We start from the raw sequence: 14817 nt of genomic DNA, 5'->3' as shown, positions 1-14817 counted from the left end.
ACTCCCCGTTTTGCCATTTCTTTACCCACACCTTCAGTTGTGAACAGTTACGAATTCCTTCTCGTTCAGCTACCGACTTGTAGCTCGATGAACCCCCTAAATACGCTCTGACCGCCTTCAACTTGAATTCTTCTGTATACGTCTGGAATGTTTGTCCCTTTTTAGCCATAAAAATATCCCCTCCAAGTTTCACTCGAACCTCCATGATAACATGAAGGTTTTTTTTGAGTGTCTACTTGAAGGGGATAATACCAATGTGCCAGCTTTTTTCGTTAGTGTCCTCCACTACGAACCTCGCTAAATACTGATTTGAAACAAAACGATAAATTTAAGAAAAATAAATGAACGAATGATTCCATGCTTCGCGTGTAACCTCATGCTATCTCGTGTTATTTTCTGCGCAAAAATGGACATGTTAAAATTTCCTCTTGCTCAATACTTCCTATCCTGCTATCATAAAGAAGCATGATTTTTGGAAAGCGAATATTCAACAATATGTAATTAGGATCTTTCCAAGCAGATAATCTTTGACCACTTCCTTTAAGGAAGCCAAAGCCATACGGACAGCTGGGTCAAATGCCGATTGGCAACTTTCGTTGCCTTATTGATGGAGTTAAGAGCTCAAATTTTATAAGTTGGTTACTTTACAACCAGTGCATACGCACACAACTTGTGAAACGATCAATAAGAGTGGTAAAAGTAATTATTTGCTATATAGACTCTGATCCTAACACCGTATATTTGAATATTAAGGGCCTTTCCATGAAACGATGAGTTTTATGGCTGATTGACGAGCACATTAGTGGTTTGTCCGGTCATACTTAATGGGACTGTCTTATTATTTGATTATATCGAAGCAAGTGTGATGCGCATGGTGCGTGTTCCGCTTGCTTTTTTTGTTGTAGTTTTTACATTGAAAAAAATAACTTATTCAGGATAGGAGATTGAGACATGGGAAAAGCTCTAATCATCGGCGCCGGCGGCGTAGCTTCTGTAGCAATTCATAAATGCGTTCAAAACAGCGAGGTGTTCGAAGAAATCTGCATCGCCAGCCGTACGAAATCCAAATGCGATGAATTGAAAGCAAAATTGGACGGTGGCAAAACCAAAATTACAACCGCGCAGGTCGATGCAGACATCGTGGAAGATCTGATCGATCTGATTACTGAATTCAAACCGGATATCGTCATGAACCTGGCTCTGCCTTACCAAGATTTGACGATCATGGATGCTTGCTTGGCCACCAAAACGCACTATATGGATACGGCAAACTATGAGCCGGAAGATACGGCGAAATTCGAATACAAATGGCAATGGGAGTACCGTGAACGCTTTGAAAAAGCAGGGATCACAGCTCTTTTGGGCAGCGGATTCGATCCAGGCGTGACCGGTGTATTCTCCGCTTATGCGCTGAAACACTATTTTGACGAAATTGAATATATCGACATTCTGGATTGCAACGGTGGGGATCACGGTTATCCTTTCGCAACCAACTTCAACCCGGAAATCAACATCCGTGAAGTGTCCGCTAACGGACGCTACTGGGAAAACGGAGAATGGATCGAAACGAAACCGATGGAAATCAAACGTGTTTATAATTTTACTGAAGTCGGCGAAAAAGACATGTATCTGCTGTACCATGAAGAGCTTGAATCCCTTGCGCAAAACATGCCTGGACTGAAACGCATTCGTTTCTTCATGACTTTCGGTCAAAGCTATCTCATGCACTTAAAGGCACTTGAAAACGTAGGAATGACTTCCATCGAGCCGATTGAATACGAAGGAAAAAAAATCATCCCGCTTCAATTCCTGAAGGCTGTGCTCCCGGACCCGGCTTCCCTGGGACCTCGTACGGTGGGCAAGACGAACATCGGTTGTATCTTCAAAGGGAAAAAAGACGGCCAAGACAAAACTTACTATGTCTACAATATTTGCGACCATCAAGAGTGCTATAAAGAAGTGGGCTCCCAAGCCATCTCCTATACAACTGGCGTGCCTGCCATGATCGGCGCGGCAATGGTCATGACTGGCAAATGGAATAAACCAGGCGTATTCAATATCGAAGAGTTCGATCCGGATCCATTCATGGAAGAGCTGAACAAATGGGGACTTCCATGGGTAGAAGACTTTAATCCGGTGCTTGTTGACGCGTTGCCTGAGGAAACTAAACAGCCGGAGCTCGTTCGTTAATATGCGGTTTGAAGAATTACCTACACCTTGTTTTGTAGTCGATGAAGCACTCATTGAAAAAAACCTGAAGATTTTAAATGGCGTCATGCAGCGCACCGGAGCCAAGATTGTGCTGGCGCAAAAGGCTTTTTCCATGACCGCCATGTATCCCCTCATCGGGCAATACTTAAGCGGTACGACCGCGAGCGGTTTATTCGAAGCACGCTTAGGTCACGAAGAAATGGGCAAAGAAACTCACGTCTTTGCCCCTGCCTATCGTGAAGATGAAATCGACGAAATTATATCCATTTGCGACCATATGATCTTCAATTCCTTCTCCCAGTTGGAGAAGTATAAAGCGAAAGCGCTGGCTGCAGGTAGAAAAGTAGGACTTCGCATCAATCCGGAATGCTCGACGCAAGAGGGACATGAAATCTATGATCCCTGTTCGCCGGGATCCAGATTCGGTGTGAAACGGGATGATTTCCGGCCAGAGCTGCTTGAAGGCGTATCGGGACTGCACTTCCATACCCTTTGCCAACAGAACTCCGACGATTTGGAGACCACGCTGAATGCGGTCGAAGAAAAGTTCGGGCCATGGTTGCCGCAAATGGAATGGATCAATTTCGGTGGTGGTCACCATATCACTAGAGATGACTATGATATCCCAAGACTTGAAGCTTGCATTTCGCGTATGCAGAATAAATACGGCTTGGAAGTCTACCTTGAACCTGGAGAGGCCATCGCGCTCAATGCAGGATATATGGTCACCTCCGTCCTGGATATCCATAAGAACGGCATTGAGATTGCTATCGTAGACACGTCGGCTACCTGCCACATGCCAGATGTTCTGGAAATGCCGTATCGTCCGCCGCTTATCGGTTCGGGCGAAGCCGGCGAGAAACCATACACCTACCGGCTTGGCGGTCCGACCTGCCTTACAGGCGATGTCATCGGAGACTATTCCTTCGATCAGCCCCTAAAGAGCGGCGACAGATTAGTGTTTGAAGATATGGCGATCTACTCCATGGTCAAAACCAACACCTTCAACGGCATGCCGCTGCCGGCCATCGCCGTGCAGATGAAAGATGGCAATTGCCGCGTCGTTCGCGAGTTCGGCTATCAGGATTTTAAGACGAGACTAGCTTAATAAATCATCAAAGCCTTAACCCTGCTTCACAAGAAGGGTTAAGGCTTTTTGGTCTAACGTCTAGTTTAGCTTAACGGGGCTATCGGCGAAAGGTGCTGGTGGCATTAATAAACCAACCACCAGCGGTAAGACGGAAGCAGGTTGAATCCTACTCCTCTTCCGCCAAAAAGCCATCCCCTATAAACAGAGGATGGCTTCCCTACTTTTACTTCTGTCCCAAAATCTCCCCAACCTTTGGAATCGCCTCCTGCGCCCCTAGTCGGGTCACCGCAATAGCCGAGGCCCTCTGCGCCAAATCCACGGCTTCATCCATGCTCTTACCCGTGATGATCATCGCAGCCAACGTTCCCGAGAACGTATCCCCCGCCGCGGTGGTGTCGACAGCCTCTACCTTGCGAGCCACTTTGTACACATTCTCCGTCCCGTTAAAGTAAACGATCCCCTTCTCGCCTAGCGTAATGAGAGGGTAACGAATCCCTTTGCCGCGCAAAACGTCCAAAGCGCGGAGACCATCATCCGTGCTCCGAATCTCCACATCCGTGTAAAGACGGCACTCGATTTCATTCGGCGTGAAGTAGTCCACGCTGCGAAGAATGTCTTCATCTATCGGCACAGCCGGTGCAGGATTTAAGAAAATCGGCACCTTGCCTTTGAGCATACGAACGGCTTCATATACCGTCTCCATCGGAATCTCCAGCTGCAGCATGACGGCTGCAGCTGAGAGAAGCTCCTGCTCATAGCTTCGGATGTAATCCGGTGTGACGTGATTATTAGCCCCGCCGTCCAAGATGATGCTGTTATATCCATTCAACACAGTAATAGCGGCAACGCCTGTCGTAACGTTCAGCTCACGCACCATATAGTCGGTGCGAACTCCATAGCCCGCAAGTCCGTCGATCAAAGACTGGCCGAAGAGGTCATCGCCAACTTTGCCCATAAACCAGGTATCGGCACCCATCTTGGCGCAGGCAACGGCTTGGTTAGCTCCCTTGCTGCCGGGGGAGAGGAAGAAGCCCTCTCCCTGCATCGTCTCCCCGATTTCGGGGATGCGGCTTGTGCGCATCACCATATCCATATTGGCGCTGCCTAGGACAATAATTTTGTTCATTTGCCTAAATCTCCGTCACTCTAATATCGCTATAATAAGCTCTCGCCACGCCGAGCGTACTCACACCATACATCCCATATCCCCAAGCATCGTCTGTATGCGTCAGCACTTGCTCTCCATTAATACTCAGCGTAATCGTATTTCCTTGCGCCGTTACCTTGAGATCGTATTCCTTGTTCAACTGCCAAGCATAGCTGGCAGATACGAGCTTCTTGTATCCGAAGTCGTTGATATAGATCGCGACTTGGTCCTTCCCGTCGAAGCCCGCGTGGTAACCGCGCATAGCGCCTTGGGCGCGAATGGCTACGAGATGCGAGTCGCCGATCTGCGGGTTGATCTTCACGGACACGGAGTAATTCCGTGCGAAGTAGCTGCCTGTATACGCCTCACTAGGCTCGGCAGTCATTAGGTACATTGTACCGTCGACAAGGCTCCAAGCGCCGTGGTTGTGGGCGAATGGCGTCACGCAGCCAAAGTCCATCGATTGCTTGCTGAAGTCGATGCTGTAATCCGCTTTGCCGTAGATGCGGAACTCGTCGATGAAGACGCGGCCGAGGCTCTTCGGCTTGCGCGTCGAGTAGGCTTCAAGCACGATGCCGACTTCGTCGATCAGCTCGCCTTCGGAATCCGGGATTTCGAACTCGACATGAATCCATTCTTGATTAACGAGCTTGATATAGCCTTGGACGAGCTCCTTCTTGCTCTTGGCTAAGCGGACGTAAGGAGCGATGCCCATCGTCTCATTGCCACTCCATTGGTCGAGGTAAATGTTCATCGACACTTTCTGGCCGGAATACGCGCGCGGTGCGAAGGTCGGTGAGTAACGCTCGTCACTGAAGTCATCGCGGGTATAGAATGGCTTATAGAACACTTTGGATTTCTCCCCGCGGACCATGCGGTCGAAAACCACTTCGAGGGAACCGGTTCCCTTGAACGCTTTTTCCGTAGAATGACGAGCTTGGCAGAAGAAAGGATCCGACACGCGAATATTATGCGTCGAGCCCGGCAGATCGAAGTCGAAGTAGACTTCGTTCTCCTTGAAGCTGTCCAGAAGCTCCTGCGGGCAATGCTCCTTCGCCAGACGGTAGCCGAGAATGGCCAGCTCCTTGGCATAGCTCGGAATGTCCAGAATGTTAAGATATCCAGAGATCCCCGACATGACGATAGAGTCGTTGATCGGCTTACGGTATTTGTCCGCGATGCCTTCCAGTCCGACGGCTACGCCGAGCACAGTGCCGACATTCCCTGCGTTGCAGTCGGTATCCCAGCCGCACATGGTTGCAATCTCGACGGTGCGGTTGAAATCGCCTTGGCCGTAGATCATCGCGAGGACGCAGACACCTGCGTTCGGGATGATGTGGCAGACACCTTTATACTTGTCATAGCCCCAGTTTCTTTCCAGCATATCCCGGCAGGCGCGGAAGTCGTCCGGATGCTCGGCGTGAAACGCCAGCACGGCTCTAGCCACCTGCGCATAGAGCGACTCCGCAGGAATTTGCGCGAGTCCCGCCTCAATAATCTCGTTAATATCCGAGGTTAGGAACGCTTGGGCAATCGCCGCGCAGAAGAATCTCGCGCCCAGCACGCCTTCGCCGTCATGGGATACATGGGCTGCGGCTTCGCCGAAATCGGCGGCTTTCTTAGGGTTGCCTGGATTCACAAGCCCCCAGGTATCGATAAAAATTTGTCCGCCGATCTGCTCGGCGATGATCAAGCCGTTCTGCTCGATAGAGCCGGCTTGGGGTGCCGGGATGCCGTTCTTCAAGTTAATGAAGGCGGTATGCTCGGTGCTGACCCCGTAGCCACCCCACCAGAACATGCCGACGCCTTCACGGGCGTAGTTCAGCCACGCGCGAGCGACATCGTTCGGAGTCACATCCCGATCGACGGCATCGTCATATAGCGCACGTAGGAAGTAGTACGGACCGTTCGCATCGTCGTCGGCCGCGAAGTTTTTGAATTCCTTGACGTAATCGGTAATTTCACCGTAAGTATTTTGAATACGTTCATAAGTCCAGATGGTCGGCTCGACCGGGGCACCCAATCGGATGCCGATATTCATGCCTAAGTAGCCAGAGTATACTTTTTCTAAATAATTTGAAGGAATCACTATGAGTCCACCGCCTTTATTGTATTGAGCCGAGCAGCTGTTGTCTGCGCTGGCTGAATTGGATATCTTCTTGAATGATGGCCGAAGCCGCTTCGATGAATCGGTTGCATTGCGTTTCAAAGTCCTGCTTGTTCGCTTCCTCTAGGGCAGCGATTTCATCAGCCGGAATCGTCTGCACACCCTGCATCGCTCCCAGAATCGCGCCGATCATGACACCGATGGAGTCCGTGTCGCGGCCGGAGCTGACGCCATCTTTTACAGCTTCGAGCAGATCGCCGTCGTGAAGCACGATGTAGGCGAGCGCCAGCGGCAGCTCCTCGATCGAGAACAGTCGACTCGGCGTGTAATGGTTTGATGGGATGCCGAGCTTGTCGATGCTGCGGTTGACATCGTCGCCCATCGGAGAGTACGGGGCTATCGCCTCGTGCAAAGCCTGTACGACCTTGCTCCGGTCCTGCTTCTCGGTTCGCAGCTCCAATGCCTTCGTGCAAACGTCTTGAATCGCCTGCTTCGTCCCGTCCTTCGCATAGCGAAGCGCCGTGTCCACGATATCTTGGACGCTCACTCCAGGCTCGAATGCCTTAGCGACGCAGGCCGCCAGCACTCCCGCCGCTTCCAGCCCATAGCTCAGCTGATGGCCGGAGGCGAACAGGATCGCTTCATCGTAAGCCGCCTTCGGATTGCACGCATTCACTATTCCTATAGGAGCAATGTACATTGCCGCTCCGCAGTTGACCATATTGCCGTAGCCACCCTCACGCGGCTCGCAGTTCGCCAGCACATGGCGGTTGAAAATATGCTTTTCAGGATAAAACAATCGATCCAGAATGAGCGCTTCTCGTCCAAATTCCGGAATATATCTTTGGCGGAAGCCGATTTCTTTGACAAATTCATTAGCCATGTCATACGCGTCCAGATGACGGCGCTCTGTGCAGTACACGTTCATCAGCGCAAGCGTCATTAGCGTATCGTCCGTCACGATGCCCTGCCCTCTCATTCTGCCGAGCCTTGATGTTTCCGGCCAATCTGCCTTCCACCACTTCGTTCTGACCGTTTCGATCCGGTCGTATTTTTCTTTGATCTGGGTATGGGTCATTTTCTCCACGACCGCCCCCATCGCATCGCCGAAGGCGGTACCGAAGACTACTCCTTTTACCCTATCCGCAAAAGAAATCATGAACCTGCTCTCCCCTCCATACAGGGAGTGCGAAGCCGAAAGCCCCACACTCCACAGCTTTTTATCTGATTCCGCCTTACCACTTCTAAGCATGCCAACCGTTTTACTTGATCGTTTTATTGGCGTACTCCGTCATTTCCTTACCGCCTGCGGCGTTCCAATCTTGGACGAATTTATCGAAATCGGCGATCGATTTCTTGCCTGTGACGACGTTCGCGGCGAATTCCTTATACAACGCGTTGCAGGCATCCCACTTGGTAGCCAGCTCGGCAGGGATGATGAAGCTGTTGTCCTTGCTGGACATCGAAGCCATCATCTCCAGCGACTTGGTAGCCGGTTCGGACAAGTAAGGTGTCGACGGATCGAATTCTTTGTCCGGTTTGAAGTTCACGGTCGATTCCACAAAGCGCGCATACCATTCAGCGAATTTATCCGTTAATTTGATTTTGTTGTCTACAATCTTGTACTGCTCGCCCTCTACGCCGAGCTTATCGAGCATTTGTCCTTTGGGACTAGCCAGGAACTCCAGTACAGCGAAGGCCATATCTTTGTTCTTGGACGTTTTGCCAATAGCGAAGCCGCGGCTTTCCTTGCTCACGTCAACAGGCATATAGCCTTGACCTTTGCCTTTGGCTGGCGGAAGCGGCGTAAGCTTCGCGTTCGCGCCGTTTTGGGACATAGCTTTTGTATTGTAGATATCGATAACCTTGCCCTGCGTACCTGCGATGACGGCTGCTTGACCGTCGTAGAACGCTTTTTCCTTCGTATCCCATTTCTTCGTTAAGAACTCTGGATCGAGCAAACCATCTTTATACAGCTTCGCGTAAAATTCCAGTTTGTCTTTCTCGAACGAGGTCGTTTTGCCAAACGCATACTTGCCGTCCGAGCCTTTGATCCATGTCGACGTTAAGCCGAATGCTTGACCGAAGGTCGCATCGAGCTCATCCAAGGTGCCTGCCGTCGTATAGGCGAACTTGGCGCCGTTCTTGTCCTTCACTTCCTTGAGGAAGTTATAGTAGTTGTCGATGGTCGGATTCGCCAGCAAATCCTTGCCCGTAGCCGTTTTGTTCAGCCAATCCTGACGGACCACCGGAACCGAGTTGCTGATCGGGGACAGCCAGACGAGATACGGATAGTTCTTCATTCTTTCCTTGTTGTATGGGTTCATTGAGGCTTTCACATGGGTAGATTTCTCGATGTAAGGCGTCAAATCCTCAAGAATCTTCTGCGTGACCGCGAATTGGTAATCTCCGCCCTGGAAGTAGATCAAGTCCGGAATGTTGCCGCTTTGCAGCAGCAGGCCCAGCTTCTCGGAGTAGGTGCCGCTCTGTACCGGAACGATCTGCAGCTTCACATTTTTCCCTTCGGCCTTCATGCCTTCTTCAATGCCTCTAAGCAGTTTATCGTCCGGGGTTAGATCTTTATCGACAATGGTAATCGTCACAGGCTTATCGGATGAGCCTTGTGCCGAATCGGCTGGAGCCTTCGTATCGCTAGAGCTGCAAGCGGTCGTTACCACCATTAAGCCGGCTGCCATTAGGGTGAACATTTTTTTCATTTCTGTTTTCCTCCCCATTTTCATTGGATATGAATTATTCTTTGACGCCGCCATCCATGACCCCTTTGGTGTAATACTTCAGAATGATCGGATACAGCATGAGAATCGGAACCATGGCAACGATGATTGTAGCCGCTTTCAACGACGAGAAATCGAGCTGGGCAATATTGTTGTTCTTCAGCAGATCGGTTGCGCCGACTAGGCTTGTTGTGTCCCGTTCGACGACGAATTGTCTAAGGAGCACCTGAAGCACTGTATTGTCACGGCTGGACAGAAAAATACTTGATTTGAAAAACTCGTTCCACTTCGCAATCGCATAGAACATCCCAATCGTTAATAGCGGAATACGCGCAAGCGGCATGACGATTCTTATGAACAAGGTCATATGACCCGCTCCGTCGATTTTGGCTGCTTCGATCAAGGAATCCGGAATTTCCTCCAGAAACCGCATCATGATGATCAAGTAATAGACGTTAATCATCCGGTACAGCACCATCGCCCACAGACTATCCAGCAAATGCAGGTCCTTGATAACCATGTATTCCTGCACGATCCCCGGTTCGAAAATCATAATGATGATGAGGAAGATCATGATCGGCGTTTTGAAAGCCAGATTTTTGCGGGTCAATACATAGGCGGCAAGCGTTGTAAAAAAGATGCTCAAGCACGTGCCGACCACCGTAATGAACACCGAATTAAGCAGCGCTTTTCCGACAATCGGATTGCTGAGAACGACTTGAAAGTTAATGAAGGAGAGGCCCCTCGGCCATATTTCATACCCATGAAGTAGATACACCTTGGTAGGGTGAGATAAGGCTCTCGCAAGCAAGTTCATGATCGGTACAAACATTGTTAAAGTAATCAGCGTTAATATAAGCGCTATCATCACTTTGGATACGGTAAGTCTTCTTTCCAGCATGATACATCCACCTCCTTACCATGCGCCTTTTGAGGTTAATTTCTTCGAGATAAAATGCGTGGACAGCACGAGCACGACGCCGATCATGCTTTTGAACAGGTTGGCTGCCGTCGCAAACGAATATTGCCCGTTGATCAGACCGACGCGATATACGTACGTATCGATAATATCGATGTGGCTGTTGACGGAATCATTCGTGAAGTTAAGCACCTGATCCAGTCCAGCGTTCATAATGAAGCCGACATTCAGAATAAAAATGGTCACCATCGGCACGTACAAATGCGGAAGCACAATTCGTGTTACAATATGCCAACGGCTTGCTCCATCGACATAAGCAGCTTCGTACAGACTTGGGCTAACGCCCATTATGGCTGCAAGGAAAATAATGGAATCCCAACCGATACTGCGCCAAGCTTCACTTGCTAACAGTACCCAGCGGATGCTGTCTTTGTCCGTCAGAAAATCTTTGGCCGGCATACCGAGCGCCTTCACGAATTCATTGACCGCCCCGGTCGAGGGAGACAGAAATTCAAACCAAATGCCTGCAATAACGACCCACGATAAAAAATGCGGCAAATACGACACGACCTGTACCGCTTTACGGAATTTCCCGTTGGCGAACTCGTTCAGCATCAAGGCGAACAAAATCGGGATAGGGAAAATAAGGAACATTTTCATGGCGCTAATAATTAATGTGTTTTGCAAAACATTGGCGAAGACCGGAGTACTGAACAGCTCCTTAAAATATTTGAGTCCCACGTACTCGTGATCGCCGAGAATGCGATAATCGTAGAAGGCCAGCTTCATGCCGATAATGGGCCACACATGAAAAAGAACGAAATAAACGATGCAGGGTAGCAGCATGAAATACAGGATTTTATCTGCCCACATTCGCTTCATTGTAGTGTACACTTGTTCACTCTCACCTCTTGTCTAGTAAATTCTAAGTTGATTGTTAAGCTGCCTTAACGCTCAACATGAAAGCGCTTAATAGTAAATAGTTATGCAGTATTTCTACACATTAAATTGTAATGAATTCTAAGGGATGAGTCCTCTTCAATTCACTTCATTTCTTCTCAAAAATAGCTATTCTTACGAAGTGATCATGTATTTTCTGAATTCTTTAGGGGTCATTCCTACAATTTGTTTAAAGGACCTATAGAATGAAGCATGGCCTTGAAAGCCGCAAGACAGATACACCTCGGTAATCGATACATTGGGATCGCTCAATTTCTTTTTCGACTCGTGAATGCGGATTTTGGTTAAATATTCTTTAAAGCCTTCTCCCATCGTTTCTTTAAATAAATGATAAGCCCGTGAGGTGCTCAAGGATAAACTTGCAGCCATCTCCTTAAGCTGAATATTTTCATGATATTGATGGTGAATCAACCCGAGAGCCGGCTGCAATTTCTTATAGGCCTGTAACGAGCGGTTCCACTCTTCCACTGGAATTTCTTTGGCATAATGGCGAAAAAGGTAGGTGCATACTTGCATCAACAATCCTCGAATCATGCTCGTGTACGCCCGATCCTGCTCCTGGATTTCATTCCAAATGTCTCGAAGAAGGGCTCCGATCTGTGCAGCTGCTTGCAGATTTCCATTGATTTTATTCACGAAATACTTTGACTTCATAAAAAACGGGGCCAATAACTCATTCTCCCCTCCATCTATCAAAGAACCATCAAATTTTAAAAAGTGAAACTGGCATGGCTTCAAGGGGTCGGATTGCGCCCGATGCTTTTCCATATGACTAACAACGAACACATCGCCTGTATTGATCTCATACCTCTTGTCCTCAAAGTAAAAGAGTCCCTTTCCCTCAAGGCAATATCCAACCTCAAAAGAAGTGTGCCAATGGAATGGCTCAAGAAAGATACTTGGCATCCAGCGTGAAATATGAATGGGAACATTTTTATTGAAGTTATAATCTCGCTTCACTATAAATCCAGGTGCGACAGCGCTCGGGCTAACAGATGGACCCGCTGCCTCGTTCATAGGTTCACTTCCAGTTCCATTAACGGCGCATGCTGCTGGGCTCCGTAGACGTCGCGGTCGAGGAACGTACCTGACGACACTTTGCGGGAGAACGTAATCTTGAACCCAAGCGCCTGATCAAAAAACACGATATGCGTAATGCTCTCTTCCGGAATGCTGTAGAGCCGGGATACGAGCTCTTTATTAATCAGCTCAAGCTCCTTGACTCTGTAGTAGATCGCAGGATCGGTGAACAGCACATCGACCGTGATTTCAAAAGGCCCGCTGTTCTTGCTGCGTAAAACGGCTGCTGCGTCATATAGCTTCATGGCTGCACCTCGGTATATTCGATTGGGAACATCTCCAGCCCATCAGAGACCTCCATCAAGTGATAGACGGAAAATTCGTACACGGCGCCGAACGGCACATCACTCGGGGCAAAAGGAAACGCCAGATTGCCAGCTGTCGCTTTACGACCTTCATAGCCGTAATGCAGGAAGGTCGATCTCACTGAGCTGCAGATAGCATTCGCCAGCTCCTGCGTCTTCGCCACGACTTCGAATACAACGCCCAACTCATGAGCAGGGACACGCTGTGGCTCCAGCTCGCCTAATACACCGTTCAATCCATAATTGATAAAATGAATGCTGTAATCTTCTGGCGCAACTTCACTGTAATAATCTCGTACCTGCTGTTTCACCAGCTCTTCCACTTCTTCGATGCGGGAGATCAGCAGCGGATCGCGCACACCTGCGACGACGAACGTCCGGTAAGCCACCTTCATGGCGCCTTCCAGCTTGATCTTGTACACCGGCGTTTCTTCGATTCGGCTTCCAGTGACTTCAACGCTTCCGTCTCCAAGCTCGGTGAAAGTACACTGCTCGAGATTAAGCACCATCCCGGGTCCGTGCAAAATGTACGGGTGATCCTTCTCGTAGAACGTATGGGCAGCCACCGATACGGCCGTACATTTGCGGGCATCGCTCAAAGGCTGGACGATGAAGGAATCCTGCTTGAGTGTGCCGAGCATGCTGTCCTTGGTCGTCCCCGGCTCTGCCGATAAGGCGGCGCACTCCAGGATTTTGCCCAGGTGGTACGCAAGCGCCGTATCGAACCCGCGGAACATAGCGACCGCTGCAAAAGGCGATGGATCATAAGCACGTCCGCAGACGATGATATCCGTGCCCGCTGCGAGAGCTTCGATGATCGGTTCATGGCCCATCTGGGCGACGATGCGGCTTGTCGCTTCCAGCCTTTCCTGCGTCAGCAGGGCAACCGTCAAGCCTAGCGGCTCGCATTCGCCTGCTTGCAGCTTCGCTTCCACCACTTCATGAGGGATATCTGCCCATATGGTGGCGAGCTTGACTCCGCCGATCCCATGATCTTGCAGGATCTCCATGATGATCGACTGCGTCCATTCCACATGGACCTTCGCCCCGCTTCCTCCAGCCGACCCGATGATGACCGGGATGCCTGCCTTAACGCCTTCGGTGATGATAATCTCCAAGTCCTTCTTGCAGGCTTGCCTGCTTACAATCGCCGTGCCTGCGCCTAATTTATGAGGCCCTGCGTCGGTAGAACCGGCGTCTACTACGATTGCATCCGGCTCATGAGCCATGCCTTTCATGAAGGACGCTTTGGGAAAACCGTACCCTAGCATGCCGCAGGGGGCTAGTATCTTGAATTGTTGTTTTGTCATATGCACCCTCCACTTGTCCAAGCGTCGTCTTATTGGTGCTGTTATTTAACAGCTCGCTAATTTGTAACCGATTGCAAATCGTTTGGAAGAAGCTGTAATGAGTGAAGTCTCTTACTGAAGCTTCTATTTATCACTTTAAGAATTAGATTTGGATAATTGGGTGATCCAATTAAGTTATCAAAAGGATGCGTTTCATCCGTTTGATCCCACTTTATTCAACATAATATTTTGCTTCACTTGGCTGATATGGTACAGGAGCGCTTCCTTCGCCTTCTGAGGGTCTTTCTCTTTAATGGCCTGGAGAATTTGGAAATGCTCTTTATATACTTCCGTTTTGCGGCCTGGAATGTCGACGGTCTTCGTTGCTGTCTTTTGCAAAAGATCCATATGCAGCTCAATCAGATTCACCAGAACCACGTTATGCGTAGCCTTGGCAATGGATAGATGAAACGCCTGATCAGGACTCATTGGATCGTCTGAGTCGCTGTCGATGGTTCCCCATCTTTCAAGAGCGCTTTCAATTTCCTGAATATCTTGCTCGGTCGCCCGCTTCGCCGCCAGCTCCACAATACCGGTCTCGAATATTTCCCGAGCTTCCAACAGTTCGATAATCGTAGCCCGCTCGATATTCTCGATAATTCGTTTCTGATCTTCCGCTTTGCTGAGATTTTTGCTAAGGTAACGGCCACCGCCGGGACGGGTCTCGATCAGCCCTTCTCTCTCCAATATGCGGAATGCTTCTCGCAGAGTCCCTCTGCTAATGCCGAACGCTTGAGCCAGCTCCCTCTCCGTAGGCAGCACATCGCCTGGAGCCAGGTTGCCCTCAAGAATTAAGCTTTCGATCTGCTCAATGACATCCTCGTACACCCGATGATATTTGATCTTCTTAATCGTCATTGTCATAAACCTTTCTATGTCGTGATGACTCACAGGATAATTGGATCACCCAATTA

General features: G+C 49.4%; 13 protein-coding genes. 2 read left to right on the top strand and 11 right to left on the bottom strand.

Annotation, left to right across the window (positions count from 1 at the left end; genetic code table 11):
* Positions 1-169, bottom strand: a 169-nt coding sequence (locus tag BP97_RS37430) for a transposase (RefSeq protein ID WP_036746530.1), incomplete at its 3' end; no start/stop codon positions are given.
* 782 nt (positions 170-951) lie between these two features.
* On the opposite strand from BP97_RS37430, the gene BP97_RS0125760 reads away from it, so the two are divergent.
* Positions 952-2190: a saccharopine dehydrogenase family protein gene (locus BP97_RS0125760; protein ID WP_028551704.1), complete on the top strand. Its 1239-nt coding sequence runs from the start codon at positions 952-954 to the stop codon at positions 2188-2190.
* Position 2191: 1 nt separating this feature from the next.
* Positions 2192-3319, top strand: a complete 1128-nt coding sequence (nspC, locus tag BP97_RS0125755; protein ID WP_028551703.1) for a carboxynorspermidine decarboxylase — start codon at positions 2192-2194, stop codon at positions 3317-3319.
* Positions 3320-3524: 205 nt separating this feature from the next.
* On the opposite strand, the gene rbsK is transcribed toward nspC, so the two are convergent.
* From rbsK to BP97_RS0125705, 10 genes are all read right to left on the bottom strand, one after another.
* The gene (rbsK, locus tag BP97_RS0125750; protein WP_028551702.1) at positions 3525-4427 is read right to left on the bottom strand and encodes a ribokinase; all 903 of its coding nucleotides are present in this window, start codon (positions 4425-4427) and stop codon (positions 3525-3527) included.
* A 4-nt stretch (positions 4428-4431) separates the two neighbouring features.
* Positions 4432-6537 (bottom strand): ADP-ribosylglycohydrolase family protein, encoded by a 2106-nt coding sequence (locus BP97_RS0125745; RefSeq protein WP_028551701.1) that lies wholly within the window; start codon positions 6535-6537, stop codon positions 4432-4434.
* A 16-nt stretch (positions 6538-6553) separates the two neighbouring features.
* Complete coding sequence (locus BP97_RS0125740; RefSeq protein WP_028551700.1) at positions 6554-7714, bottom strand: ADP-ribosylglycohydrolase family protein; 1161 nt, start codon at positions 7712-7714, stop codon at positions 6554-6556.
* 103 nt (positions 7715-7817) lie between these two features.
* Positions 7818-9272: an extracellular solute-binding protein gene (locus tag BP97_RS0125735; RefSeq protein ID WP_028551699.1), complete on the bottom strand. Its 1455-nt coding sequence runs from the start codon at positions 9270-9272 to the stop codon at positions 7818-7820.
* A gap of 34 nt (positions 9273-9306) precedes the next feature.
* On the bottom strand, positions 9307-10191 hold the full coding sequence (locus BP97_RS0125730; protein ID WP_028551698.1) for a carbohydrate ABC transporter permease: 885 nt from the start codon (positions 10189-10191) through the stop codon (positions 9307-9309).
* A gap of 15 nt (positions 10192-10206) precedes the next feature.
* Positions 10207-11091 carry an ABC transporter permease gene (locus BP97_RS0125725; RefSeq protein ID WP_051620966.1) on the bottom strand — a complete coding sequence of 295 codons (885 nt, stop codon included), beginning with the start codon at positions 11089-11091 and terminating at the stop codon, positions 10207-10209.
* Between the two features lie 192 nt (positions 11092-11283).
* A complete protein-coding gene (locus tag BP97_RS37425; protein ID WP_081824363.1) occupies positions 11284-12186 on the bottom strand; it encodes an AraC family transcriptional regulator in 903 nt (300 codons plus the stop codon).
* On the bottom strand, positions 12183-12494 hold the full coding sequence (locus tag BP97_RS0125715) for a DUF4387 domain-containing protein (RefSeq protein ID WP_028551696.1): 312 nt from the start codon (positions 12492-12494) through the stop codon (positions 12183-12185). Before BP97_RS0125715 ends, BP97_RS37425 begins: the two co-directional genes overlap by 4 nt.
* The gene (locus BP97_RS0125710; protein ID WP_028551695.1) at positions 12491-13864 is read right to left on the bottom strand and encodes an acyclic terpene utilization AtuA family protein; all 1374 of its coding nucleotides are present in this window, start codon (positions 13862-13864) and stop codon (positions 12491-12493) included. The genes BP97_RS0125715 and BP97_RS0125710 overlap by 4 nt, the downstream gene beginning before the upstream one ends.
* Before the next feature lie 192 nt (positions 13865-14056).
* Positions 14057-14761 carry a FadR/GntR family transcriptional regulator gene (locus BP97_RS0125705; RefSeq protein ID WP_028551694.1) on the bottom strand — a complete coding sequence of 235 codons (705 nt, stop codon included), beginning with the start codon at positions 14759-14761 and terminating at the stop codon, positions 14057-14059.
* Positions 14762-14817 lie beyond the last annotated feature (56 nt).

The organism is Paenibacillus sp. UNC451MF (assembly GCF_000686845.1).
Lineage (GTDB): Bacteria > Bacillota > Bacilli > Paenibacillales > NBRC-103111 > Paenibacillus_S.
This window is presented reverse-complemented; position numbering and strand designations above follow the sequence as displayed.